We start from the raw sequence: 24,382 nt of genomic DNA on the forward strand, positions 1-24,382 counted from the left end.
TCAGAGATTCTTCACCTTACCGTTCAACAATTCCAGCTGGGCGTTGACAGAAGCATCACGGGCGGTCATCGTGGTGACCTTTTTGATGGAATGCAGTACCGTTGAGTGATCCCTGTTAAACGCTCTGCCGATTTCCGCAAGGGAGTCATCTGTATACTTCCGGCAAAGGAACATAGCGACCTGCCGTGGAAACGTCAGACTTTTTTTACGGGATTTGGATTTCATATCCCCAAGGCTCACCTTGAACTGGCTGGCAATCAGGTCACTGATCATGGCAATGGTCAACACTTTGTCGCCACCAACCACCTCCGCTACAACCTGGCGTATCATGTCCATGTCAACCTGGCCACCCATCAACCGTGACTTGGCCCGAATGGCAACAATCGCCGATTCGACCTTACGAACATCACCACGGATATGCTGGGCAAGGTAGTCAACACCATCTTCATCGATGCCGAGCTGATGCAAAGTCGCCTTTTTTTCAACAATACGAAAACGGGTAGCCGCATCCGGTTCCTTGATACTGGTCACCAGACCTGAAGACATCCGCGAACGAAAATCGTTATCGATCCCGACCAATTCCCGAGGAGTCTGGTTAGAGGTCATCACAACCCGTTTGCCAGACTTGATCAGGCAGTCAAGTACCTCATTCAGCTCTTCCTGGGTTTTCTTTTTGCCTGTCAGGGAGTGGACATCCTCAACCAGCAACATGTCGCACTGATCATGATATTTCTGTTTAAAGGAATCCATGGTTTTGGTCTGGATATTCCTGACCATCTCAGCGGCAAACTGCTGAGCAGTGACATAATGCAACCTGGTCATCGGTGACTCTTTAAAAACGCGGTGAGCAATGGCATGGGTCAGGTGACTCTTACCAAGCCCGGTTGTACTATTAATGTACAGGCAGGAACCAAAAGAATCATCATGCATGGAAATCGCCTTACACGCTGACTCTGCCAGGATGTTAGACTCCCCCACCATGAATTCATTAAAAGTGTACCTCGGGTGCAGGGCCCGGATTGAGGAATTGTTTTGTGGTACCGTCGGTAGTCTCAACTGCGCCTTCGGTGCAGCGGACTCACTCTTGGCCGCACGATCATCCTCACAGAGCACAACTCGTCTCTGAACAGAACCGGACTCCTTTACAGTGGCCTCAATGACTGAAAGAAATTTCTGGGCAACATAGGCGCTGAAGTACCTGTCAGGGCTTAACAGGTAAATAGAATCATCGCGCACCTCAAGACATTTCAACGGTTCAATCCAGAGATTATAGACTGAGCTGGAAAGAGTGTCTTTAAGTATATCCTGTGTTTTATCCCAAAGCATAAACTACCCTACAATTCCCCAAAAAGAGCGATTTAGAATCGTTTCAATTAAATTCCAAAATTGACAATCACTATTATAAGACCTCCAATGCCATTAAAACCGGCCTGGAGCACCTACAGCTAAAACAAATTTGAGTACTTCAAAGATTTACCCGGGAAGACCCTCCCGGAAAACTGTTCGTGGGAAATGAATACCCAAAAACATCACATCCAGTCAAAGACTATTTTTCGATATTTTCCTGATAGCCTATACGGTTATTATCCGTAGTCGCAAAGACTGTCTTCGCGTGGGTTTCATCGAAATCACGCCCCTTTCCACCGACAAAACCGTCATTTTTGTCGGTTCCTTCTTAACAACGATATATAAAGGCTTTAGAGCGACCCGTGCAAAGTTATCAACAATTTAATCATAATGTTTAACTTCATTTTTCTGCACATATCTCATTTTTATTAAAAATTTCTCAATTTACTATCTATTCTCAACGGAGATTTCAGTAAAACAACCGCTTATACAACTATTAGCCATGCTATTTTTTTTTTAACTTTTATTTTTTTTTCTCATACTCATCCCTAACCATAACTACACCCTTTCAATAAACTTTTTAGCGATTGACAATAACCCGCGCAAGAGTAACCACATAAATTTCAGTTGCTCCACCTTTTGACAAGGCATGACAACACGCCATTACAGTGGTACCGGTGGTGAACACGTCATCCACCAGGCAGATAGTTTTTCCCCTGAGCGATGCTTTATCATGTACCACAAACGCCCCTCGCAAATTTCGCCGCCGTTCAATACCGGTCAACCCCGTCTGAGGAATAGTCACCTTACCTCGCTTTAATGAAGAGCAATCCACCAATCCCGGCTTGAAAATTGCCTTCGCTATATAGGCAGACTGATTCAAACCTCGCTCTTTCAACCTACAGGGATGTAGCGGTACCGGCAGCACCAGATCCACATTTTTCAACTCCTGATGCATTGTTGTTGAAAGAGCTTCACTGACAATACTTTGTAGAGCCGGCATCACGGAGGTGTCAGCTCGATACTTGAGATTATGCAATAAATCAGATACAGGAGAATCATACTGGACAAGGGAAAAACATCTTTTCCATGGAGGGGGTACTTTTAAACAACTGCCACAGATTTGCTCCTCCAATAACGCTCCGGCAATGGGCCTTCCGCAACAATGACATGTCTGCCTGTCCAGTATTTGCATTTTATTCAAACAAATTCGACAGATACCTGGCCGATCAGCCTGACTGATAAACTCACCACACACCCGACAGCGGTCCGGCACAATGAGTTGCAGTACTGTTCTGACAAAATTAATAAATATTAACGATTTCATTATCTCCAGCTTGATCAGGTAATTATCACCCCACTCATTATCAACCATTCAGCAATAAAGCCGCTACTCTCATATGATGGTTAAATCATCTTTTTCTTCCTTATCCTTTTGTGACCTTTGCATTTTTCAACAAACATGGCATAATGGTCGCAATTTTCAGCGGCTCGACTTCACCGCTCGATTAACTGTTTTTACACGTGATATCAATAGTTAACACGGCACAATAAACACCGCAATACGGCTTTTGGCCCGGGGTGTATCCCCGCGACATTTTCAAGGAAAGGGATTTTTATGAATTTTTACAGAACACTACCGGTTTCAAACAGAGAAACCCGTACCTCTGTATACTTGGCTGTATATATGTTCGCAATCTTGGCCATGATGTTCAGTAGCACCGCTTCTGCAGCTGATAACAACACCGCCTTTTTGCCGCTGAAAATCAATACAGGCAAAAACCCTGGAGCTTTGACCAGCCAGGCCGATACAGCTTTGAGCCGTGCTCTTGCCGAGCACAACCTCACGCCGCTTTCCAGGTCCCAGGCCCAGAGTGTTGCCAACTACCAGGGGAGTTGGCCACCGCCTGCTGAAACCCTGCAGACTATTGCCGCCAAGAGCGACACCGATAACGTGGCTGCAGGCAGTCTCACCCAGATCGGCCAGCAGATCAGTATCGACATAAAAGTTTTTGACGCTCTTTCCCCATCGACCCCAAAATATTTCTTCCAGACCGTCAACAGCCCTGCAGAAATCCAACGGGCTCTGAATACTGTTATTCTTGATATCCTGGCCTACACCGGCAGGGAATACCGAATTGCCTCCATCGCCCCTGAAGGCAACACCCGGGTCGATTCCGGCGCGATACTCCGTAAAATCAAAAGCCGGGCAGGTGGAGCATATAATCAAACGATCCTCCGTGAAGACCTGCGAGCCATATATTCAATGGGCTATTTCAACGACGTCCAGATCCGCGTCTCTGACAGTGACAACGGCAAAGATGTTGTCTTCAGGGTTGTTGAAAAACCTGTCATTGCCTCCGTCACCTTTTCAGGCTTGAAAGACCTCTCAGAAGAAGATGTTCGCGGTGCCGCGAATGTTCGCGAACATTTCATCCTAAACCCCACTGCGGTCAATGAGGGTGTTGAGGCAATCAAAGAGCTCTACAAGTCGAAAGGGTACTATAATACTCAGGTCAGTGTTGAGACCACGTTCCCCAGCGATGCCGGAGCAGTAGTTCGCTATACCGTAGATGAAGGAAAGAAAATCTACATCAAAGAGATCTCTATCGAAGGCAACACCGCGTTCACTGACAAAGTGCTGCTCAAGCAGATAGAGGCTAAGGAAAAGGGATTTTTCAGCTGGCTGACAGCGTCCGGCCTGCTCGACATGGAGGTTATTCGCCAGGACTCAGGCCGTATAGCTGCTTTTTATCATGATAACGGCTACCTTGAGGCTAAAATTGGCGACCCGCAGATCAGACAGGAAAAAGAGTGGATCTACGTCACATTCAAAGTTGAAGAAGGCGACCGCTTCAAGGTAGGCAGTATTGACGTGAGCGGAGATCTCATCACCGATAAAGAGACCCTGCTGAAATTCATCACCCTGGGTAAGCAGACGTACATCAGCCGCAGCGTTATCCGTGAGGATGTAATGGCCATCACCGATTATTACTCCGAACAGGGATACGCTTTCGCCAACGTCCGGCCGGATATCCAGGAAGGTGCTATGCTGGAGCATCTCGACGTAAATTTTGTGATCGATAAGGCCGATCTGGTCTATATCAATCGTATCACCATAAGTGGCAATGACCGTACCCGGGACAATGTTATCCGCCGCGAACTGCGTATCGCCGAGGGAGGTGTCTTTAATTCCAAGGCGTTGCGCCAGTCAAGCCAGTCCCTGCAGCGGCTCCAGTATTTTGATGAGGTCAATATTACGCCCGAGCCCACCATTGACCCGACCCGAATGAACATTAACATTGAAGTGAAAGAACGCAGCACCGGCTCCTTCAGCATCGGTGCCGGTTACAGTTCGGTTGATAGTATCATCGTTATGGGCTCTATCTCTGAAAACAACTTTCTGGGACGCGGTGACACCCTGCAATTTTCTGCCAACCTCGGTGGATCAAGTACAGCCTATAATCTCAGTTATACTGATCCACGCCTGAATGACTCCCAGCTCTCCTGGGGTATTGATCTGTTTGACACCGAGCGCGAGTATGATGACTATACCAGGGAGTCTACCGGTGGTGGTATTCGTGTCGGTTATCCGATCTGGGAAAGATGGCGGGTGTACGGCAATTACAGTTATACAGATACCCAACTGAGTGATTATGAAACCGAAGAGTTTATTGACGATCCGGATAATCCTGGTGTGGAGATAGAAAATCCTGATTATAACTTCAGGATTGCCGAGTCTGCCAAAGTGCCTGTTACCAGTGCTCTGAAGGTAACCTTCTCCCGTGACACCAGAAACAAACTGTTCGGTGCCACCAAAGGCTCCAGACATTCGCTCAGTGCCAAGTATGCAGGTGGACCTTTAAGTGGTGATTCTCAGTTTACCAAGTTAGAAGCATCGACTGAGTGGTACTTTCCGTTTATCATGAGCACCACCTTTCATGTTAAAGGTGCTGCCGGCCAGGCTTTTGAACATGAAGATGATAAATTTCCAATCTTCGAGCGCTTTTTTCTTGGCGGCATCAGGACCATGCGCGGTTTCGAATATGCCAAAATCAGCCCCACGGATGACAATGGCAACCGGCTGGGTGGCGATAAGATGTGGTACACTAATCTCGAGTTTATCTTCCCCATCATTGAAGAACAGGGTATCCAGGGCCTGACCTTCTTCGATGCCGGTAATGTTCTTGATGACTCTGAAGACTGGAATGTCGATAATGTCCGTACTTCAGTGGGTCTTGGTCTGCGCTGGCTGTCACCGCTTGGCCCGATCAGTTTTGTTTACGGTGTGAATCTTGATCCTGAAGAAGATGAGGACAGCTCAGTCTTCGATTTCAGTATCGGAGGCACCTTCTAATAATAATCGTATTTGCGCCAATGTGTGGCATACAGGACATACAATGCCGGTTGCAGATACTGCAACCGGCACTTTTTTTTCTATCATGGACAAGCAACTCCTCAAACAGTTCGACACCGATAAAATTGTCCGCGTTTCCGGACTCCGAGGCAGCAGTTCCGCCTGGTTATGCAGTCAGCTCGTCACCCAGGCAAACTGTTGTTGCATTCTTCCCGACGAACATCAGGTCTCAGTTTTTGAACAGGATCTCAGGCTTTTCACCACTGCCCAGGTGCTGGTCTACCCAGGGTACGAGATTCCTCCCTATACCCAGCTGAGTCCGGACCAGCACACCACCGCTGCCAGACTGGCGACCCTGTACCAACTGCATGAGCGAAAAGACCAGCAGATAGTCGTCACTTCGATAGAGGCCCTGATGCGAAGGGTACTGCCGGTTTCCGCCCTTACCGATTCTGCTGAACTTGTCATGTCCGGTGAAGACTGTGACCAGGATGAATTACGCACTACCCTGATTCGCCTGGGCTACGAACAGGTAGCACTGGTTCAGAACGTCGGTGATTTTGCTGTTCGGGGCGGCATTATCGACCTCTATCCACCACCGTTTATCAGCGAGGGCGGAGAGCTCCACGATGGTCCCCTGCGGTTGGATTTCTTTGGTGACACCATAGAATCCCTTAGATTTTTCGACCCGACCAGCCAGCGCTCCAGTGGAGAACTTCAGGAAGCGGTGCTGCTGCCTGTGCATGATGTGATTGCCAACCGCCCCGAAATCTCCAACAGACAGCTGGGGCGGGCCTTCAAACAGTACGCCGAAAAGAATGGCTGGGAGGAAGACGAGGCATATAGAATGGCTGACAGGGTTTCCACCGGCAGGCGTTTTGCCGGTATGGAATTTTTTCTGCCCCTCTACTACCAGGATCCTCCGCCGGCCTCGGTTTTTGATTTCCTGCCCAAAGATATGCTGATGGTTCTGGTCGACCCGGAAGCCGTCAACCAGAATCTTGAACTGGTCTCTGAGCGGATCCAAAACAACTTTTTAGAGGCAAAAGAGACAGCCAAACCCGCTCTGCCCCCCGACTCAATCTTTTTATCTCCCGAGGCTGTAACCGACCAACTGGCCAATCATCGCCAACTCCTGATGAGTGATTTCTCCAGGGACGGTGTACCGGAAATTTCACTTGCCACCGCCAGCCACCAGCTCTTAAAGCAGCAGGTTTCTCTGGAACGTACCCAACGCGGACTTGTCGCTCCACTGAGCGAGCAGATCACTCACTGGCAACAGGAGAATGAGCGTGTACTATTGTGTTGTCGCTCACCCCGCCATACCAAAAATCTTGCCGAGCTCCTGTCTAAACACCAGCACAATGTCTCCATCGTTGAACCTCCATTAACCATCGAAAACCTGTTCAGCGGAAAAGCGGAAGACGAATTGCTGCTCTGCAATCATGAACTTTCCCAGGGTTTTTCACTTCGTCAGGAGAAAATCCACGTTCTCTCGGAGAGTGAACTGTTTGGCCAGATGCGCCTCGGCAAAAAGAAAAAGGGTCGCCATAAACAGGGTGAACCTATCCGTTTTGCCGAACTCAGAGATGGCGACATCGTGGTGCACAGAGACCACGGACTTGGGCACTACCAGGGACTGCAGACTATCGATATCAACGGTGTCACCAACGATTTCATGCTGATTGAATATCGTGATGGCGACAAGCTGTACCTGCCGGTTGACAGACTCAACCTGATCAGCCGGTACGAAGGGCTATCCGACAAGCAACCGAAAATCGACAAACTTGGCAGTCAGAACTGGAAAATCACCACTTCCAAAGTCAAGGAAGAGGTGTGGAAGGTGGCCCATGAACTGCTTGATATCTATGCCAAGCGTGAGATGCAGGAAGGCCGCCGTTTCTCAGCGCCCGGCGGGTTATTCTCGGAACTTGAGGAATCCTTTCCTTTTGATGAGACTCCCGGCCAGGATCAGGCCATTACCGATGTAATCAATGACCTCACCTCTGATCAACCCATGGATCGCCTTGTTTGCGGCGATGTTGGCTACGGTAAGACTGAGGTTGCTATCCGGGCCGCATTCAAGGTCATGGAAGACTCGATGCAGGTTGCGGTACTGGTGCCCACCACGGTACTGGCCGAGCAGCATGCCAAGACCTTCAGGGAACGGCTCTCCGGTTTTCCGGTTACCGTGGAGTGTATCAACCGGTTCCGCACCCCCGCCCAGCAGCGTACCACGCTGAAACGTCTCAAGGCCGGGGAGATCGATGTGCTGATCGGCACCCATCGCCTGCTCTCAAAAGATATCCAGTTCAATAATCTCGGTTTGCTCATCGTTGATGAAGAGCACCGCTTCGGGGTCAGCCATAAAGAAAAAATCAAAAAGTTGCGAGCCGAGGTTGATATCCTCACCCTCACCGCTACCCCGATTCCACGCACTCTGCAGATGTCACTGCTCGGTATCCGTGATCTCTCTGTTATCTCCAGCCCTCCCGAACACCGCCGACCGGTCAAAACCTTCATAGCCCGCCACGACACTCTGGTTATCAAGGAAGCCGTAAGCCGGGAACTGCGCAGAAACGGTCAGGTGTTTTTTATCCACAACAGGGTCAAATCCATCCACAAGACCGCCGCCGAGATCCAGAAACTGGTGCCGGAAGCACGGGTAGCCGTGGCCCATGGCCAGATGGCCGGCAAGGAACTTGAAGATATCATGGTGGCCTTCGTCAACCGCGACATAGATGTGCTGGTCTGTACCACCATCGTCGAGTCCGGCCTCGATATTCCCACCGCCAACACGATTATCATCAACCGGGCGGACATGCTTGGCCTGGCAGAAATATATCAGCTGCGGGGCCGGGTTGGCCGTTCGTCAACCCAGAGCTTCGCCTACCTGCTGGTCCCATCCATCGACAGCCTGAGTAAAGACAGCCGGGATCGGCTGCGGGCACTCATGGACTGTAACGAGCTGGGTGGTGGCTTCAAGCTGGCCATGAGCGATCTGCAGATCAGGGGTGGGGGAAACATCCTTGGCGTGTCTCAATCCGGCCATATCGCAGCCATCGGGTACGATCTTTACCTCGACCTGCTGCAAAAGACGGTGGCTGATCTCAAGGCCCGCGCCCTGGCCGGTGAAGAAGACATCTTCAAAGAAGAGCTCGACCCTGAAATCAACTTGCAGATCTCGGCCTATATTCCAGAAAAATATATGCTCGACATCAGTCAGCGCTACGTTACCTATCGTCGAATAGCCGCCCTCGCCAATACCACTGAAGAACAGTACCTCGACCTTCGGGACGAACTCGAGGACCGCTACGGACCACTGCCCGAAGAAACCCGCAACCTGTTTAAATTAGTGGCACTCAAAAGATCATTGATCAAGCTGCAGATCAATAAGCTTGAAAAAGGTCGGGACACCCTGGTGTTCTCATTTCTTGACACCACCCCGATCAAGCCCGAACAGCTGCTGGCCTATATCGATCAGCACAGTAAAAACCGTAAGGGTCCCCAGGTTAAGCTCACCCCGGATGGGCGGCTTGTCGTCTCTTGTGCCATGCCTACCCCCGAAACCGTTTTCAGCGTGGCTGAAAAAATTCTTTCCGACCTGGAGACTATGATTGATGTCCAGCAGTAATTATGCCCCTATCAAACCGTCTTTCACCTGGCCCGAGATCGATACCATCCTGCTCGATATGGACGGTACGCTTCTCGACAGCTATTTCGATGACTATTTCTGGGAAGAATACGTGCCGGTTGCATTCGCCGCCCATCACAACCTGAACCCAGAACAAGCCAGGCAAGCCCTTCTTGAGAGGTACCGGAGTGTGGAAAAAACCCTGCAATGGTCAAATGTTGATTACTGGTCTGAACAACTTGAGCTTGATATCCCCGGCCTGAAATGTACAATAGATCACTTGATCCAGGTTCATCCCCATGTAATTAATTTTCTCGACTTTCTTCAAGGGGAACAAAAAGATATCTGTTTAGTCACCGCTGCCCACGAAAAGACCATTGAGATTAAACTGGGCAAAGCGGCAATCGGCACATACTTCGACCGTATCATTCCTATCGAGGAAATCGGCGAAGCTAAAGAGCAGCCACCGTTCTGGGCAGAACTGGAGCGGGTGTTGGGGTTTGATAAAGACCGCACCCTCATGGTGGACGACAACAGCAATGTGCTGCGCGCCGCTAAAAGCCACGGTGTAAAACATCTCGTTCATATTGCCAAACCAAGCTCGAAGAAGCCGGTTCGGTATTCAGAGGAATTTCCATCCATTGAATTTTTTAAAGAACTCTTGTCAGGCCACTATGAAAACCGTAATCCCGCAGCTCATCCCTAGCCGCCCACGTTCAACTGTAAGTATTGGACTTTTTCTCATTGCCACCCTGATCTGTTGTGCAACAGCCACATCTTTTGCCCAGGGAAAAATCACCATCGCTGCCAATGGCGGAGGTAACGGCCCGCTCGCTGATACCCTGCCGGCCATTACCATCTCAGGCCTGGCAGATATTGATTTTATCGAGCTTAACCTTGCTGTTACCAGTGATGACGAGTTAATCATCTTCCCCCGGAACGACCTCGGCAATCTCACCAATGTTGATCAACTCTTCCCTGACCGTGCAAATGATGATGGCTCGTACCAGACCACGGATTTCACCCTTCAGGAAATACGCCAGCTCCGCAGATCCATTGATACCGGTTCTGATTCCGTCAACCCCGCCGCACCGGTACCACCGTCACTAGGCATTGCCAGCCTGGAAGAGACCCTCGCTCTTTTACGAACCATTGAACACCAGCAACAGCGTAGAATCGGGATCGCCCCCAAACTGAATGCAGTCAGTCAGTATACGAAGGACGGCAAGGATGTGAGTCGCCTGCTTGTCGCTATGCTGGTGACTTTTGGCTACGACCAGGATCAACCTGTCATGCTGCAGAGCAATAACGGCGATGAACTCCAGAGAATCAAGGAAGAATTATTGCCTATGTATGGGTTGGCAGTACCCCTCATACAACGAATCGATACAGCAGACGATGACACTCAGTCGGCGATATCTTCAGTGAAGAAACCGGACAACAGCTGGATTTTCACTCGACTTGGCCTACGCATGGTCAGCTCATACGCTGACGGTCTCCTCCTGCCAGGCAGTTATATTCACAAAGGGCTTCCCTCACCACTCCCTCCGGGATTCATAGATGACGCCAAAACTCTGGGCCTCGACCTGTTTGTAACAGATACCGTCTCCGGCTCCGATCAGCTCCCTGATTTTGCAGCCAGCTACGATGAACTGCTTGACTATTACTATCGGGAGTTGGGGGTCAACGGGGTTCTCACCACTGTTCCCGAAAAAGCGGTGGCCTACTTTCAGCACCAGGCCCAAAAAGAAGCTGAGAAACTGCAGCAGCAAGCTGAAAACCAGGTACTTCCTCTGTCAGTCTATCTGCAACGCCAGGCTGCTGCGCAGGAAAAGAGCGCACAGCCCGAATCTGCGAACCTTTAGCCTGGATCTGGGAGTGAGAACATTGGGTCCTGAATGAAAACGAAACAACAGTTTTTTTGACACAATGTTCCCGCCCCCAAGTAGCCTTACAGAAAATACTCCGGACCACAGCCTAAGTGCTGCAACTCAGGTCACTATTTTCTTATTGCAGCAAGAGTCCATTTTCATTTATCGCCAGCGATATTGAATGATGCTTCCCCCGCCTGAACTGGTAACACATTCACTTAAACTCCTACAGACCGAAAATTTCCGGGTGAGCAATTGCTCCATTCGCCCGTATCTCCCGCCCCTGCACCTGCGCCATGCCGCCATCACCAAACCTCGACATTTTCACCCCTTTAGTTGACCACTACTGATCTTCGTAGTATAAAGACGAGCTTTACCAAAGAGAGTAGTCGGAGATATTTCTCCACCCAAACCGACTGTAGCAAAGCCACTTGTATCATTACATTTATGAGCAGTTTTTCCTTGCAGTCCATCTAACCCGAATTTCTCATGAGTATTGTGCTCAATATTACAATCATACCAACCAGATGATGAATACAGGAAACAGGATAAGATTTGTCACTTCCAGCAAATCCCAGCCCAGCTCCTTGAAGATAATCCCATGAGAAACCAAGGCTAATCGCCTGCGTCATTTTTCCGGCGCCACTTCACAGGTACAACCCGATCTGTACAGCTGTATTCAGGAGAACCCATGACCACGAGAGACCACCTCGATAAACTCCATGCCCTGCGAGCTGAAGCCCGTATGGGAGGAGGACAGGCACGTATTGATAAACAACACGCCCTCGGTCGCATGACCGCACGTGAGCGTATTGACCTGCTTCTTGACCAGGGCTCTTTTGAAGAGTTCGACATGTTTAAGACCCACCGTTGCCACGATTTCGGCATGGAGAAAAAGACTTTCCCCGGCGACGGTGTAGTGACCGGGTACGGTACGGTCAACGGACGCCTGGTGTATGTCTACGCCCAGGATTTCACTGTCCTCGGCGGTTCTTTGTCTGAGACCATGGCTGAAAAAATATGTAAAGTCATGGAATTGGCCATGAAAAACGGGGCTCCGGTCATCGGTCTTAACGACTCTGGCGGTGCACGCATACAAGAAGGTATCGAGAGCCTTGCCGGGTATTCCGATATCTTCCTGAAAAACGTTATGGCCTCTGGCGTAATTCCCCAGATATCAGCCATTTTCGGCCCCTGCGCCGGCGGTGCGGTCTACTCGCCCGCGCTCACAGACTTTATCGTCATGGTGCAGAAGAACTCCTACATGTTCCTCACCGGGCCTACTGTGGTAAAGGCTGTTACCCATGAGGATGTCACCGTCGAACAGCTTGGCGGTGCGGAAATGCACTCCAGTCAGTCCGGTGTTGCCGACTATGCAGCAGAAAGCGGCATGGACGCCATCGACTATGTCAAGACCCTGCTCAGCTATCTGCCCCAGAATAACATGGAGGCCCCTGCCACCATCGAGTGTACCGACCCTGTCGAGCGTCGCTCGGAGCTGCTCAATGAGATTGTCCCAACCAGGCCGAGCGCTGCTTATGACATGAAGAACGTCATCAATGAGATCGTCGACAATGGCGATTTTTTTGAGATCAAAGAGAATTTTGCCCCCAACCTGATCACCGGCTTTGCCCGCTTAGACGGCATGAGCGTCGGCATCGTCGCCAACCAGCCCTACAGCCTCTCAGGCGTGCTGGACATCAACGCCTCCGTAAAAGGCGCCCGCTTCGTACGCTTCTGCGACTGTTTCAACATCCCGGTTATCACCCTGGTTGATGTACCCGGCTTCCTGCCCGGAACTGTGCAGGAGTATGGTGGCATCATCCGCAACGGCGCCAAGATGCTTTACGCCTATGCCGAAGCCACCGTGCCGAAAATCACTGTCGTTACCAGAAAAGCTTACGGCGGTGCCTACTGCGTTATGTCTTCCAAACACCTGCGGGGTGATATCAACTACGCCTGGCCTACCTCCGAGATCGCTGTAATGGGTGCTAAAGGCGCTGCTGGCGTGCTTTACGCCAGACAGGCAAAGGGTACCGAAGACCCAGCCGCCTTTCTCGCTACCAAGGAGCAGGAGTATCAGGATGCCGTAGCCAACCCGTATGTCGCTGCTCGTCGGGGTTATGTGGACGATATTATTGAACCTGCCAACACCAGATTCCGTATCATCCGTGCCCTGCACATGAGCAAAAACAAGCAGGATGTAAACCCGATGAAAAAGCATGGCAATATGCCCCTGTAAAGGAGAGTTGTCTTTTCCCTGTACCACCGTATAAAAACCAATTGCTGCCCTAAGGTGACCGACCAAAATGCGACAGCAATGGGTTTTTATCCAGCTCTGGTCAATTCCCGTGAACTGACCAAAGCTGAGGGGAAAATGTACTTTCTTGAAATTTTTAGATATTGAGATCAACACCCAGGGCAGGAACAGATATGAACGACTCTGAAAAGCAGCAACTCATGGCGGAAGGAGAGATCCTGCTGGCCATAGCCACAGCTGTCCACCTCGAAACCAATTTCCCGGAAGGCAGGCAAAACCTCACCATCAAGGATGACCAACAGTCACCATGGGGCTTCACCGGTAAGCTGCAGCGAATAACCAGCAGAAAAAATATTCAGATCCGGAGCAGAAAGTGAAACAGTATAAACTCGCCATTAATGGCAATCCGTATACCGTAAAGATTCTCGAACTTGCCAAAGATGTTGTTACCGCAGAGGTCAATGGCATCCGGCACACCGTCGCTATAGATGAGATAGAAAACCTGGCACTGTTTGGTACCGGACAACAGCCACCGCAATCTCAACCTGTGCCGGCAGCACCAAGCCGCAAAGCCGGGGAACAGAAATCCACAGCAGCGCACACCGCACCATCACTGTTTGGCTCAGACAATGTGATTGCCCCCATTCCCGGCCAGATTATCGCCATCAACGTGGCCAGGGGACAAGAGATCTGCAAAGGCGAGCCGGTTCTCGTTCTGGAGGCCATGAAGATGGAAAATATCATCACTGCCAAGCGTGACGGCGTCATCGCGGAAATTTGTGTTAGCGCAGGTGAAGCAGTGACCCAGGACCAGGTGCTGATAACCATGGCATAACCTTGCCAGGCCAGGCCTCCACTACCCGCTCCAATGCATAACCTGCTGCAGCCTGTTGAAGTCATCACACCCTTCCACAGGCTGCACCTCTCAACGGTGCACCTCTTTTTTTCCTTGCCTCTTATCTCCTAACTCATAAGATATAAGAGAATCAGCAGCAAACCACCAATCCCAGGTTTTGACCACAGTCGTGGAGACAACATGGCAACACCACCAGTCAGGCTCTTTGCACTCAGCACCTGTATCCACTGCAAGGCTCTCAAGAAACTGTTAACCAGAAACAACATTACCTTTGAGTGGACTGATGTCGACCTGCTCCCCAAAGAGGAGCGCGATCATTTTTTTGCCCAGATTGCCGAGCACAATCCGAAAAAAAGTTTCCCCATCGTCATGATAGGCAACAAAGCAATTATCGGAGATCAAAGAAAGCTTATACTCAAGGAGCTTGGACTCGTCGATGAACAGTGAAACGCTTTACCGAATACTCAAAAAAACGAATGAGCCCAAAGGGTACTTTTTCAACCGGGACCGTAAGATAACCATGGAACTGCTCGAAGGGCTGCTCACTAATAAAGCACGATATGGCTACATGTGCTGCCCATGCCGTATGGCCCAAGAGGATGTTGAAAAGGACCGTGATATTATCTGCCCCTGTGATTACCGGGAAGACGATGTACAAGAATTCGGCAGTTGTTATTGTGGACTCTATGTTTCCCGCAACTGGAATGATGGTGTAATTGAACACACAACAGTTCCCGAGCGGCGTCCTGCGGAGAAATGCTGACCTGAAGATTTCACCTTCCCGCTCGCTCCAACCTGACAAGCTTCTGTCATCCCTCTCTTTTTCTATTGCAGCCCGATCATGATCTGTGCTAGTACTCAGCCCTTCCCCAACAATTTCTATTGTCGCATCAGCAATTTCTAATTTCCGGAGCGCAGGCCATGCCCCATAGCCGTTCATTTTCCATCCCTACTCTGGCCCTGCTGCTCGCCATGGTTCTCTGGGCAAGCTCATTTATCGCCCTGAAAATAGCCTTCCGGGAATATGACCCGATGATCGTTATTTTCGGCCGTATGCTGATTGCCAGTCTCTGCTTTTTATGTATCGGCAAAAGACTGGCCAAGTCCCTCGATTACCAGAAAGGTGATTACAAACCGATACTCTTCATGGCCTTCTGTGAACCATGCCTCTACTTCATATTTGAAGCCAAGGCCATTGAAAATACAACTGCCTCCCAGGCTGGCCTGATCACAGCCATGCTGCCGGTACTGGTTATGGCCTCGGCTTCCGTACTGCTCAAGGAGTTGGTCAGTAAAAAAGCATGGACCGGGGCCTTGCTGGCTGTGGCGGGGGTCTGCTGGCTAACCGCTGAATCGTCGCCCAGCGCCGATGCCCCTAATCCCGTACTCGGCAACTTCTATGAGTTTCTGGCAATGGTCTGTGCCGCCGGCTACACCATCTCTTTAAAAAAACTGACCAGCCGGTACTCTCCCTTTTTCCTTACTGCCATGCAGGCAATGGTCGGCTGCGTCTTTTACCTGCCACTCATCTTTTTACCGAGTACGGAGTTGCCAGAACGGTTTGTCTTCCTGCCCGCCATGGCAATCGTCTACCTGGGCGCAATTATCACCCTTGGTGCTTACGGGCTCTACAATTTCTCACTGAAACATGTACCGGCCAGCAGAGCTGCAGTCTTCGTCAATCTGATCCCGGTTTTTTCAGTACTCCTTGGCTGGATGGTACTAGGTGAAACCCTTTCGCCAAGACAACTTGTCGCCGCAGTGCTGGTGATGGTCGGGGTTTTTCTCAGTCAGCATGAGAGCAGGGAATAGCTGAGAGTTACCCTGACGGGCAGGGCAGCAGCAAGTGTAGAAACCATGCAGGATCGGCAAGCTGTATCTACTTCATATTTGCTCTCTCCAGGGAAGGGGAATCGGCAAACACAAGGTCAGTTCGCTTGTTTTTTACTGCCCCGATACCCCTTGTTTGAGTCCTGAAGTTCGTTGAAGCGCTCTTCAGACATAAATGACTTGAATGCAGGCATAATTATCTGGTCATGCCTACCCTCCCGGGCCAGCTCCTCGGCCTGATCCATGGCCTCACGTATCTCGCGATTGGCCTTTTTAGCCTGATATTTATCGTCATACCTGACATATGGCCGCTCTATAGAGTCTGGATTGGCCCCGTTCATCAACTGCCCGATATATGTTCTGGCATTCATCTGGTTCCTGGTGACCTTCTCCTGCCAGCCAGCAATTGCCGGAGAACTGCTGAAAATCAGCGCAGTAACCAGGACAAAAACTGTCAGGGCTATGTTTCTCATTTCCATCACCTTGCTACTTCTTTTCTATAAATATCAACAGCTTGTCGAAGTCCTGCTCAGAGAGCATCGACTTGAAGCGAACATGCAGCATAAAATCATTGTAGTGCAGATCACTGACCCGAACAACCAGGCCAGGCAGATGCAGAATTCCCGCTCTAGTACCAGTGCTGCCCTGAAAGGCCAGATCCAGCTCGCACCCCAGGAGCATACGGGCATGGTCAGGTTGGGAACTGTGGATATCAAAGCTGACTCCGCCCAATGATATATCGACCAGAGAGCCAACGCCGTAACCATCGCCTTTCTGCAATTCATCAGTAATCAACGTGATCTTGACCCTGCCCTCCACTTTCTGTCTCTCATGGGAGCGTTTCTCAAATGAATTCTTCTTTAGTAACTCCAAAGCTCTTGAGTTTTTCTGACAGTACTCTGCAATCTTCGCATAGAGACCCGGGTACTGATCTTCCCACCCCTCGGTATCACTTTTATTCAATACGTAGAGTTGTACGTCGCTCTGCGAGCCTACTGAAAAGGTTGGCGTGCTTAAAGAGAAGAAGGTCTCATCTCCAAGAATATCTCCACGTGAGAGTTGACCAAGCAAAATACGCTGACTTCCTCTGGTGTGAAAGAGCGTTACCCGACCGCTGTCGATAAAAAGTAATCTCGTCTCCGGCTTTTCCTGCCGTATTAAAAACTTACCCTTCGGAACTGTTATCTTCCTCATGGAATGGAACAGGCAGTTTTTCTCTTCGAGGGTGAGTTGGTTGTAGAGCGTAGCCCAGATAGTCAGATGATCCTGGTCCAGCTTCCGGCTCATCTGCTCTTCGATAATTTCTGCCGAACGAACAATGGAACCCAGTTCCATCGGAAAGCGTAGCATCAGCTCTTCCCTGACGCTTCGGGCTCTGGCAAATTGTCCTTCCTGTGCCAGCGTTCTTACGCTTTCCACAAGTGACTCAGGCGTCTGTAAACCAATACTGCCTTTTTTCCTTAGCTCGGTCATCGTCTCACCCGTTTTGTTTATAACTTCAGTATTAATTGTTTCTACTACAAGTTAAAACCGGACTCCCGCTTAAAATCAAAGTACCAGGAAATTGACAATGAGACTCGTATTAAAATTTAATTACCTATTAATTACAGTTTCTTCAACCCACCAGGCAGACACCGGAAGATGACAGTTGTGACTGTATCAGATACCCAGGCAGTTCTCATTTTTATAAAAAAATGATGTGCACCATCCCCGGGTACTCAGGGCCCCCAGCCCCCAAAAGTCCAAGCGCTTAAACCCTGTCTCAGCCATTATCTGATAACCGGACTGATAGTGCTCTCTATCGCTGTTATCGACAATGACCACCCCTCTATCACGCAGGGCACCAAGCCCGTTTTCCATACAGGCAACCCGTCTTCTGCCATCTAACACCAGGATATCAAAGCTGTCCCTGTAGCATAAAATTTCCTCCTGGTAATCACTGTCACCCCCTTTATAACGCCTCAGCAGATAGGTAACATTGTCTGGTATCAGTCGCCGATACCTGGCATACCACTCTTTGTCATGCTCACAACTCACCACCCTTTTCACCCGTTTACTCCACCAGAGCGTCGAATTACCGCTTCCATATTCAAAGATCTCCATCTCCGACTCTAACCTGGGTGCAAGAAACTCAATTGCAGGATAGGTGAGCCACGGTATCGGCTCGCCCCTGCAGTCGACCACCTCTCCACCTTCCATTGAACGGAGCCAGCCAGTGGATTCCAGGTAGCCCGGCTCCCTGGCAAAATGCAACACCGTTTCGGCCACAGCGCTCTCCTCACTATTCTTGGCACTCAAATCTTCCGCTCCTCTACTGGTTTTTTTCCACCCTCGCTTTTCACCTGCCGCAGAGATCTGTACTCACCCGAAAGATCGGGTTCCCCAAGCCGGGTCAGAATTTTATGGCGGGTCATGTTCTTCAGTTCTATCGCCCCCTGCCAACCCTTTTGCTCCGTTGTACAACTGCTGCAAATAGTGATCCGGATAATGCCACGCCTTGGAAACCAGGAACCTCCCCGCAATATATTTCGGGTACCACTAATGACTATGGGAATAATCGGCAGCCGTTCTTCACTGGCCAGCACGAAAGCACCAAGCTGAAAAGGCAACAAACCCGGCATTCGCTGCAAGGTTCCCTCGGCAAAAAACAGCGGCCTGCTCCCTTTATGAATTGCCTCACCAATCGCCCGGGCATCCGCCACCCCCTTTTCCGCATCAAAACGCTCGACCAGATGCACCTCCAACTTCTTTAAAGCCGGACTCAGAAACCAATTCCTGCCAAGTTCCGCCTTGCCTACAAAATTGCACGGCTGAGGCAGTATACCGGTCAAGACAATTGAATCGATATAGCTGGTGTGGTTACTGACCAGAATGAATCTCCCACCGTCAGGCCAATTTTCACCACCGACCAGGTTAGCCTTTATTCCTGTAATTTTAAGCATAAACCGCACCGCAGAGGACGCCACCTTCCAGGCGGGTCTGCCCGCCGGCACGACCATAATCGCACACCACACCGCCGCTCCAACCAGACACAGACTCAACCAGCAGTAACAGGCAAAGGCTGTGGCGACCATTCTTCTGCTGAGGCGCCGCATTGTCGGCACTACTCCAGCCAGGGCCATACGCAATAATTGTAACCAGACCGCAGCCTTTTTCTGCCCGACATGACCACTCTCATAGAGCATGCGACACGCTGCCCTGCGTATCTTGCCACTTGAGGTTTTTAATACCGTCCCCGGACCTGCTATAACAATTTCATCCGGCGGCAATCCAAGCAGATCCATGGTGGCGGAAACGATATCTTTTTTCATTCTCAGCAATTCACCATCTTCTTTAAGGCGCGATTCAGTCAACACCACCAGCCGATCCGGACTGTCGCTGCTGTCCCGGGTGGCAAACACCGCAGTGCAGCCTTTACGGATCCCGTCAATTTCACCGATAACTTCCTCGAGTTCGTGGGGATAAATATTTCTACCAGCGCGAATAATGATATCTTTCTGCCTGCTGGTGAGATAAATCTCCCCTCGCACCATATAAGCTAGGTCCCCTGTTTCCAGCCATTCCCCGCAAAAGAGTTTTCTATTCTGCTCCGCATTTCGATAATAGCCACCGGTTGAAGACGGCCCCTTGAACTGCAGGCGTCCCTCCTGCCGCTCCGGCAATTCCCTGTCGTCACTATCCACAACCCGCAACTGATGGCCAGGCAATGGTCTGCCGCAGCAGACGAACTCCAGAGCATCACCGGTCTCATCTGCAACCGTTTCCGCCATCCCGATTGAAGTGAAACAGTTCCGGTCCACCCTGTCGATCCGCATCCCCGTTCCGGGTTCAGGAAAGGCAAGACCGACAGTGGATTCAGCCAGGCCATACACCGGCGCCATAGCATTGGCCGAAAATCCGTATGGTGCAAATCTATTGACAAACTTTCTCAGCGTCGCCGGCAGCACAGGCTCAGCCCCATTAAAAGCCAGCCGCCAGCTTGAGAGATCAAGCCCCGCCAGATCTTCGTTGGCAATGCGGGTGGCGCAGATCTCAAAACCAAAGTTGGGGGAAGCCGAGAGCGTTCCTCCATATTTTTCTATTGTACGTAACCACCGAACAGGCCGGGCCAGAAAAGCCAGAGGTGACATAACCACCAGCCGGCAACCATGGCACATCGAGCCGAACCAGGCGCCGATCAACCCCATATCATGGTACAGAGGCAGCCAACTGACGAACCTGTCGCTGGTGGTGACCCTGCAGACCTTGCCCATGGCAGCTATATTGGCCAGCAGATTGCCATGCGTCAGCACAACCCCCTTCGGGTCACCTGTAGAGCCGGACGTATACTGGATAAAGGCGATATCTTCTCTCTGCGGCTCCCAGAATATCCCGGAAGAACCACTCGCCAGTTCACCGGCAACAACGATTTTTGCCAGTTCAGGAACCTGGCTTTTCAACAGTCTGCCCACCGCCCTCACTTCCGGCACGGTGATGAGTATCCTGGCTCCTGCATTGGCAAGAATCCGACGGTGACGACGTACATGCTCCTCTATCTGGGTAGGCCGGGCCGGCGGATAAAGCGGCACCGGTATACCACCAGCAAGCATCACGCCCATAAAACAATAAAAATACTCGGCACTGGTTGGCAGCATTATAGCCACAGTGTCACCCCGCTCCAGCCCCGACCCATGCAATCCGGCGGCAACGCGCATGGCCTCTTGCCACAAGCGGAGGTAACTGATGTGAAACTCCCGGTCATCTTCAAGCAGGGTGATATGTTCAATTTCAGGCTGCGTCCGGGCATAGCTGTAAAGCACCTCCGGCAGGCTTGCGGCTGCTGAAAAGTTGAGCATATGCCGTTTATCCGAAGCTCTACTTTCCACCCCGGCTGAGACTTGGGCAATTTCACTTGCCATGGCCGAGACTGCAGAATCAGGGCGACTGTCTGCCATGCTTCGCAGAGAGCGTAAGAGGTCCCTGGGCGTTTGTGCCGAGGCCAGTACTTTTTCCGGGAAATGAATCGAAAATTCTCTTTCAAGCCGTGTCAGCAGTTCCATTCTGGCCAGACTGTCCAGCCCGAGTTCACGGTCCAGTTCGGAATCGAGAGTAATTTTCAACTCTGAGGTCCCGGCCGGATGAATTTCCCCTACCAAGGCGGTAACTATTCCGAGCAATGTGGACTGTATGGAATCGGTATCATTCATGATGAATTTTAGCACATCCCATAATCTGCAGGCAAACAGATGCTCCGCAACTTCGCGCACCTTTCCCTGAGAAAATTCTTGGTAAAACAGTCTATTATACGATTACTTCGCGGGCACTTTTTTCAACAACCAGCCACCGATAAGAAAGAGCAGCAGAATACTCAGCACGCCCCATCTGGTTTCACCTGTCAGACGCCCCACCACGCCCATGAGCAACGGACCGGTGATAGCCGCAAATTTGCCGAATACATTATAAAAGCCAAAATATTCAGCACTTTTTTCGGCAGGGATAAGTTTTGCATAATAACTGCGGCTCAGCGCCTGAATCCCTCCCATGGATGAGGCGACCAGAAAGGCGATCAACCAGAACAAGGTACTCTTCACCGTGATATTTTCCACAGATGGCAGGGAAAAGCCAATGAGGGTGGCCAGGCTGAAAAGACCGATACCCGCCAGCAACATCGTTTTTGTGGTGAAGCGATTCGCCAGTTTACCGAAAATAAGGGCACAGGGAAATGCAACTATCTGGATGAAGAGCAGAACTGCAATCAGCATCACCACCCCGAAACCCAGGTCCCTGCCATAGGCCGTGGACATGGAGATAATGGTACCCACCCCATCGATGTAAAAGAAATAGGCCGCCAGAAAGAGAAACACCTGCCGGTGCTGCCGAACATGATGCAACGTCTGCCAGAGCCTGGTGAATGCGTCACGTACAGGTTTTGCGGATGGTTCTATGCCATGTGTCTGCTGCACATTTTTCAACATCGGCAAAGAAAATAGGAGCCACCAAAGCGCCACCACCACAAAACCGGTCTTCACGTGCAGCGTCGGCAACCCATCTGCCATACCACCGTAAAGAATCAGACCGGTCACCACCAAAAATGGAACCACGCTGCCGATATATCCCCAACCATACCCTTTGGCCGAGACGACATCCATTCGCTCCCGGGTCGTAACATCTGTTATAAATGCATCGTAAAAGATGTTGGCCCCGGCCCAGCCTACTCTGGCGACCACAAAAATCGCCAGGCAAAGTAACCATTGTCCGGCCTGGGGAATGGTCAAGGCCAGGGTGGAGCATATACCGACCAGCAGGAATCCTGTAAAATAGAGCTTTTTACGGCGGTGGTAATCGGCCAGTGCCCCAAGCATCGGCGCCAGGATTGCCAGAATCAGCGATGCCGTCGAATTGGCGAACCCCCAGTTCGCGGTGGAGATGGCTGCAGGTAGATCCTGTGCGGCATAGTCCTTAAAAAAAATAGGCATAATCGCCGTCACCATAACCAGCACAAAGGCAGAGTTGCCGACATCGTACTGAACCCAGCTTCGCTCTGTTCTGGTCATTGTCGTTGTGCTCTTCACCTGCGTCAGGCTCCTTTTTTTTGAGAAACGCTCACACATCCTGCCGTCGTGGTGCTGCATGCCCGATATATCGTCTATATCCAACCAGTAACTATTCAATATTGCCAGGAACTTTATCACAGCTAAATGATTCAGGCAATTTTCCTTGATGCGTGTGGTGGAAACCTCTACCTGACAAACGTCCACCTCCTGGAATAATAGTGTGCAACACTGACCCAATATAATCAAACACGCCAAGCTGCTCCGAAGCGTTAATTCTTGCATCGCGAGGTCGACAATTTCCTTTATGCTCCATATACTCTGCAACGAGTGGGGGCATCATCGGGTGGATTGCATGATGTTCCGCGTTGTTCCTCCAGCTCTTCGGAGTAGATCATGAATGCACAACTGGATAGATATATCCATGAGGTTCACCTCAACCTCAACGTCCGCGGTCTCGGTATTTCCCCCACCCTGGCCATCAATGAACTGAGCAGGAGCCTGGTAGAAAATGGCAGGAGTGTCTTTAAACTTGGCCTCGGCCAATCACCGTTTCCTGTGCCGGAGCCGGTGGTCCAGGCCCTGCGTGATAACGCTCACCAGAAAGATTATCTGTCAGTACATGGGCTTGAACAACTTCGCAAGGCCATCGCCACCTACTTCAACAATCGTCATGGGCTGCACGCAGACTGGCGGAGTATCCTGATTGCTCCAGGTTCCAAAGAGCTGATGTTCCTGCTGCAACTTGCCTATTATGGCGATCTGATTATTCCGATCCCGAGCTGGGTGAGCTATGCGCCCCAGGCGCACATCGTTGGCCGGCCCGTTCGTTGGATTAAGACCAGCAGGGAAAATGGCTGGCTTATCACCCCTGAAGATCTTGAAAGGATCTGCTGCAGCGATCCGACCAAACCTCGCGTCGTGGTACTCAACTATCCAAACAACCCCACCGGCAGGACATACTCAGAACAGATGTTGCAAGAGCTGGCGGCGATCGCCAGAAAATACCACGTAATCCTGCTGTCAGATGAGATCTATGGCGAGCTGAATTTTTCCGGAAACTACTCTTCCGTTGCCAGATATTATCCGGAAGGGACCATCATCAGCAGCGGCCTCTCCAAGTGGTGCGGCGCCGGCGGCTGGCGACTTGGCCTGTTTACGTTCCCCGATGAACTGGACTGGCTCAGGCAGGGAATGGCTGCTGTCGCCAGCGAGACCTACACCTCCACCAGCGCCCCCATCCAATACGCAGCTGTGCATGCTTTTGACGGGGGAAAATGGCTGGAATCGTATCTTAAAAACAGTCGCAGAATTCTTGCCGCTCTGGCAGAATATAGCCGGCAAAGACTCGAAAAGGCAGGAGTCCTGGTGGAGAAAGCACAAGGCGGCTTTTATCTCTTCCCGGATTTCTCCCAGACTAATCTGCTTGACAGGAGATCGTTCAATTCCTCCGAGGAATTCTGCAACAGTCTGCTGCAGGAAACCGGTGTTGCCATTCTGCCAGGCTCCGCCTTTGGCCTGAACGGCGATAATATCCTGGCCAGACTTGCCTTTGTTGATTTTGACGGTGCCCGGACACTCCAGGCACTCGCCGACCTCACCGACGAAGCAGAACTGGATGAAGCCTTTCTTCTTACCCATTGCGAACGGGTCACCACCGGAGTAGAGAGAATATGCGATTGGCTGCACTCCTGAAC

19 protein-coding genes are annotated in these 24,382 nt (G+C 50.7%); 11 read left to right on the plus strand and 8 right to left on the minus strand.

The features are described from left to right. Positions 1 to 1,326: a chromosomal replication initiator protein DnaA gene (dnaA, locus tag FCL45_RS00005; RefSeq protein WP_136795261.1), complete on the minus strand. Its 1,326-nt coding sequence runs from the start codon at positions 1,324 to 1,326 to the stop codon at positions 1 to 3. Positions 1,327 to 1,927: 601 nt separating this feature from the next. Next, positions 1,928 to 2,674: a ComF family protein gene (locus tag FCL45_RS00010; protein ID WP_167495615.1), complete on the minus strand. Its 747-nt coding sequence runs from the start codon at positions 2,672 to 2,674 to the stop codon at positions 1,928 to 1,930. 360 nt (positions 2,675 to 3,034) lie between these two features. Between FCL45_RS00010 and bamA the strand changes: the two genes are divergently transcribed. The 10 genes from bamA (at position 3,035) to FCL45_RS00060 (ending at position 16,137) form a co-directional block, all read left to right on the plus strand. Further along, a complete protein-coding gene (gene bamA, locus FCL45_RS00015) occupies positions 3,035 to 5,704 on the plus strand; it encodes an outer membrane protein assembly factor BamA (RefSeq protein WP_228721411.1) in 2,670 nt (889 codons plus the stop codon). Positions 5,705 to 5,747: 43 nt separating this feature from the next. Continuing rightward, positions 5,748 to 9,338, plus strand: coding sequence for a transcription-repair coupling factor (gene mfd / locus FCL45_RS00020; RefSeq protein WP_228721412.1), 3,591 nt, complete (start codon positions 5,748 to 5,750; stop codon positions 9,336 to 9,338). Beyond that, positions 9,325 to 10,044 (plus strand): HAD-IA family hydrolase, encoded by a 720-nt coding sequence (locus FCL45_RS00025; RefSeq protein WP_136795263.1) that lies wholly within the window; start codon positions 9,325 to 9,327, stop codon positions 10,042 to 10,044. Before mfd ends, FCL45_RS00025 begins: the two co-directional genes overlap by 14 nt. Next, positions 10,013 to 11,203: a glycerophosphodiester phosphodiesterase family protein gene (locus FCL45_RS00030; RefSeq protein WP_136795264.1), complete on the plus strand. Its 1,191-nt coding sequence runs from the start codon at positions 10,013 to 10,015 to the stop codon at positions 11,201 to 11,203. The genes FCL45_RS00025 and FCL45_RS00030 overlap by 32 nt, the downstream gene beginning before the upstream one ends. Positions 11,204 to 11,900: 697 nt before the next feature. Further along, positions 11,901 to 13,451 carry an acyl-CoA carboxylase subunit beta gene (locus FCL45_RS00035; protein WP_136795265.1) on the plus strand — a complete coding sequence of 517 codons (1,551 nt, stop codon included), beginning with the start codon at positions 11,901 to 11,903 and terminating at the stop codon, positions 13,449 to 13,451. A 191-nt stretch (positions 13,452 to 13,642) separates the two neighbouring features. After that, entirely contained in the window at positions 13,643 to 13,846 is a 204-nt protein-coding gene (locus tag FCL45_RS00040; RefSeq protein ID WP_136795266.1) for a hypothetical protein, read from the plus strand. Further along, the gene (locus tag FCL45_RS00045) at positions 13,843 to 14,304 is read left to right on the plus strand and encodes an acyl-CoA carboxylase biotin carboxyl carrier protein subunit (protein ID WP_136795267.1); all 462 of its coding nucleotides are present in this window, start codon (positions 13,843 to 13,845) and stop codon (positions 14,302 to 14,304) included. The genes FCL45_RS00040 and FCL45_RS00045 overlap by 4 nt, the downstream gene beginning before the upstream one ends. A 201-nt stretch (positions 14,305 to 14,505) precedes the next feature. Further along, positions 14,506 to 14,772 carry a glutaredoxin family protein gene (locus FCL45_RS00050; RefSeq protein ID WP_136795268.1) on the plus strand — a complete coding sequence of 89 codons (267 nt, stop codon included), beginning with the start codon at positions 14,506 to 14,508 and terminating at the stop codon, positions 14,770 to 14,772. Then, positions 14,762 to 15,088 carry a ferredoxin-thioredoxin reductase catalytic domain-containing protein gene (locus tag FCL45_RS00055; protein WP_136795269.1) on the plus strand — a complete coding sequence of 109 codons (327 nt, stop codon included), beginning with the start codon at positions 14,762 to 14,764 and terminating at the stop codon, positions 15,086 to 15,088. The genes FCL45_RS00050 and FCL45_RS00055 overlap by 11 nt, the downstream gene beginning before the upstream one ends. 158 nt (positions 15,089 to 15,246) lie before the next feature. Beyond that, positions 15,247 to 16,137 carry a DMT family transporter gene (locus tag FCL45_RS00060; RefSeq protein ID WP_136795270.1) on the plus strand — a complete coding sequence of 297 codons (891 nt, stop codon included), beginning with the start codon at positions 15,247 to 15,249 and terminating at the stop codon, positions 16,135 to 16,137. A 116-nt stretch (positions 16,138 to 16,253) separates the two neighbouring features. Here the strand turns inward: FCL45_RS00060 and FCL45_RS00065 are convergent, their stop codons facing one another. From FCL45_RS00065 to FCL45_RS00090, 6 genes are all read right to left on the minus strand, one after another. Then, positions 16,254 to 16,628 carry a hypothetical protein gene (locus FCL45_RS00065; RefSeq protein ID WP_136795271.1) on the minus strand — a complete coding sequence of 125 codons (375 nt, stop codon included), beginning with the start codon at positions 16,626 to 16,628 and terminating at the stop codon, positions 16,254 to 16,256. 13 nt (positions 16,629 to 16,641) lie between these two features. Then, on the minus strand, positions 16,642 to 17,628 hold the full coding sequence (locus tag FCL45_RS00070) for a cyclic nucleotide-binding domain-containing protein (protein WP_136795272.1): 987 nt from the start codon (positions 17,626 to 17,628) through the stop codon (positions 16,642 to 16,644). Positions 17,629 to 17,814: 186 nt separating this feature from the next. Continuing rightward, positions 17,815 to 18,453 (minus strand): O-methyltransferase, encoded by a 639-nt coding sequence (locus tag FCL45_RS00075; protein ID WP_136795273.1) that lies wholly within the window; start codon positions 18,451 to 18,453, stop codon positions 17,815 to 17,817. Continuing rightward, positions 18,450 to 21,341: an AMP-binding protein gene (locus FCL45_RS00080; RefSeq protein ID WP_136795274.1), complete on the minus strand. Its 2,892-nt coding sequence runs from the start codon at positions 21,339 to 21,341 to the stop codon at positions 18,450 to 18,452. Before FCL45_RS00080 ends, FCL45_RS00075 begins: the two co-directional genes overlap by 4 nt. 102 nt (positions 21,342 to 21,443) lie before the next feature. Further along, a complete protein-coding gene (locus FCL45_RS00085) occupies positions 21,444 to 22,745 on the minus strand; it encodes an MFS transporter (RefSeq protein WP_419174754.1) in 1,302 nt (433 codons plus the stop codon). Positions 22,746 to 22,797: 52 nt separating this feature from the next. Continuing rightward, entirely contained in the window at positions 22,798 to 23,001 is a 204-nt protein-coding gene (locus tag FCL45_RS00090) for a hypothetical protein (RefSeq protein ID WP_136795275.1), read from the minus strand. 80 nt (positions 23,002 to 23,081) lie between these two features. On the opposite strand from FCL45_RS00090, the gene FCL45_RS00095 reads away from it, so the two are divergent. Beyond that, positions 23,082 to 24,380, plus strand: coding sequence for a pyridoxal phosphate-dependent aminotransferase (locus FCL45_RS00095; protein WP_136795276.1), 1,299 nt, complete (start codon positions 23,082 to 23,084; stop codon positions 24,378 to 24,380). Positions 24,381 to 24,382 lie beyond the last annotated feature (2 nt).

Origin of the sequence: Desulfosediminicola ganghwensis (assembly GCF_005116675.2) — a bacterium.
GTDB lineage: Bacteria > Desulfobacterota > Desulfobulbia > Desulfobulbales > Desulfocapsaceae > Desulfopila > Desulfopila ganghwensis.